2 protein-coding genes and 1 pseudogene are annotated in these 1,774 nt (G+C 65.6%); 1 reads left to right on the plus strand and 2 read right to left on the minus strand.

The window, feature by feature from the left end; translation table 11 throughout:
- The first annotated feature begins 88 nt into the window (after nt 1-88).
- Entirely contained in the window at nt 89-628 is a 540-nt protein-coding gene (locus EJK15_RS69090; protein WP_138720891.1) for a tyrosine-type recombinase/integrase, read from the plus strand.
- A 108-nt stretch (nt 629-736) separates the two neighbouring features.
- Here the strand turns inward: EJK15_RS69090 and EJK15_RS69095 are convergent.
- Both EJK15_RS69095 and EJK15_RS69100 read right to left on the minus strand, forming a co-directional pair.
- Nucleotides 737-1,063, minus strand: a pseudogene (locus tag EJK15_RS69095) (transposase); the annotation flags it as partial.
- Nucleotides 1,064-1,098: 35 nt separating this feature from the next.
- Nucleotides 1,099-1,593 carry a TIGR03085 family metal-binding protein gene (locus EJK15_RS69100; RefSeq protein WP_138720892.1) on the minus strand — a complete coding sequence of 165 codons (495 nt, stop codon included), beginning with the start codon at nt 1,591-1,593 and terminating at the stop codon, nt 1,099-1,101.
- Nucleotides 1,594-1,774: the final 181 nt, after the last annotated feature.

Here is a 1,774-nt window from a genome sequence, read left to right on the forward strand (position 1 = left end):
GGCTCAGCGACAGCGGTCAGGCCCAGGCCTGACCCGGCGAGCGCGCGGCGCGTGAGGCGACAACCGAGCAAGATCCTAAAAGCCGAAAATGATCTATCCGAGTCTCAACGGTTCGAGGGGATTGTCAGGCCTGTCCATCGGCGCCGTCCACCTGGGCGCCGCAGCACACGTCTACTGCCGCGGCAAGGGCCGCAAAGACCGATGCACCCCGCTCACCACCCACACCAAGCAGGTCCTGTCCGGCTGGCTCGACGACCGCCGACCGGGAGCCGACACCGACCCACTGTTTTGCACCCGGCCTGGTGGAGCGCTGTCACACGACGCTGTCGAACATCTGATCAAGAAACACGCCCGCACCGCGGCCGAAGACTGCCCATCTCTTCAGGGAAAGACACTCACACCCCACACTCTGCGGCACACCGCCGCGATGGAACTCCTCCACGCCGGCGTCGACATCACCGTCATCGCACTCTGGCTCGGGCACGAGAGCCCGACCACCACCCGCATCTACCTACACGCCGACATGGCCCTCAAAGAGAAAGCCCTCGCTCGAACCACCCCGCCGAGCACCACTCCCGACCGCTACCAGGCCCCAGACACCCTCCTGGCCTTCCTCGACCAGCTCTGACAGCCACAACACAACGCCGCGAACAGGTGATGTTTCCCCAGCTCCAGCCCCCGTCATCGGCATTACGGCGTGCTCGTCATAAGGCACCTAATGCCGATCTCGGCATTAGGTGCCCTTCTTGAGGAACCCCGTCTCATCCACGATCAGCACCGCGTCTCGGTGACCGAGGTTCTCGACCACATAAGCCCGCAGGTCTTCCCGCACACCACGGGCGTCCCACCTGGCCTGATTCAGCAGCCGCTGCATCCGAGCAGGCCCGTCGTCACCAGCGGCCTCCGCCAGTTGCCAACCGTTCTTCCGCTCCACCGGCGCAAGCAGCCCCGTCACATACGCCCGCGCTTGACGGCGAGGCTCCACCCTTCCAAAGCGGCCCGCCACCCGCGCAAACAGCGCATCCAACCCCGACACCCACACCTGCAGATCATCAGCAGTCACCACCACCCACACACTACAGACAGAAGCTCACGAAATCAGGTTGTAGTACTAGCGGCCCCCGCCCACTGAAGCTCGAGACCTGCGCCGCGCAGTCGCCGCGCGAGGAACCAGGGCGCGCGACTGACGTTGCGCCAAAGGGCCTCGTCCATTGCATGCTCGTTGGTTCGCGGACCACGACCGTTGGCTCTGCGTACGTCCTCGTGGTGGACGAAGAACTCGATAAGGTTCGGGATCCGGCGCACCCATCCGATGCGGAAGAAGCCTGGCGGCGGTCCCGATCGGATCGTCGCAATGAGCCCTGCAAAGTCCCTCAGCGCGAGCGCTCTTCTTCGTCGTTCAGCGAAGCGGCCCCACACACCGGGCAGGACAAGCCCAGGGCCAGCGAGGTAGTCGCGCTCGCGGAGGACGAGGTGCGCGGCGAGATCGCGGGCCGTCCACTGCTCGAGGAGAGTCGGCGCCTCGGGACCCAGCTCGTCGAACAGGTCGCTGAGCTGTGCTCGCTCGACGGCGTCGAAGAGCAGATCGGCCATATCGCCGGAGTATAGCGAGGCCGGCGGCGGGCTTGGAGGCTCCCTGAGGACGAAGGTCGGGTAGCCCCGGGGAATCGCACCCCGGGGCTCCCACAGAACCGTGCGTAACGATCTCTCGTTACACGGCTCTTGTCGTCCTGGTCACCAGACGGCGGGGACCCAGTTGACCCAGCGCCAATGG

The organism is Nonomuraea basaltis, from assembly GCF_005893125.1.
In the GTDB taxonomy this organism is placed as follows: domain Bacteria; phylum Actinomycetota; class Actinomycetes; order Streptosporangiales; family Streptosporangiaceae; genus Nonomuraea; species Nonomuraea basaltis.

What these genes read in the sequence shown, in the direction of transcription:
- EJK15_RS69090 (WP_138720891.1), top strand. Translation starts at nt 89, where the DNA reads ATGATCTATCCGAGTCTCAACGGTTCGAGGGGATTGTCAGGCCTGTCC.
- EJK15_RS69100 (WP_138720892.1), bottom strand. Translation starts at nt 1,593, where the DNA reads ATGGCCGATCTGCTCTTCGACGCCGTCGAGCGAGCACAGCTCAGCGAC.